The 245-nt window shown below is 58.4% G+C and carries 1 protein-coding gene; it reads left to right on the top strand.

Going from position 1 to position 245, the window contains the following annotated elements:
* Positions 1-245, top strand: a 245-nt coding sequence (locus tag LKE08_RS16420) for an Ig-like domain-containing protein (RefSeq protein WP_324705325.1), incomplete at both ends; no start/stop codon positions are given.

Here is a 245-nt window from a genome sequence, read left to right as displayed (position 1 = left end):
TATTGCAGCCGCCATCGCAGCGGATATCGCCGGAAACGATAACATTGCCGCCACCCAACTCACCCGGACGGCGGACTTGACCGCCCCCACAGTGACACTCGCCACGGATGCCGAGGAGACAATCAATACCGCCTTCACCGTAACGGCTACCTTCGGCGAAGAAGTTGCCGGGTTCGACGTATCAGATATCACCATCAACAACGGCAGCGCCGACAACCTGCAAACCGCCGACAACATCACCTACA

The sequence above is a fragment of the Lyngbya sp. CCY1209 genome, assembly GCF_035615495.1.
Taxonomy (GTDB): Bacteria; Cyanobacteriota; Cyanobacteriia; order Cyanobacteriales; family Microcoleaceae; genus Limnospira.
The sequence above is the reverse complement of the archived record's forward strand: the minus strand, read 5'-3'. Positions and strand labels throughout refer to the sequence as shown.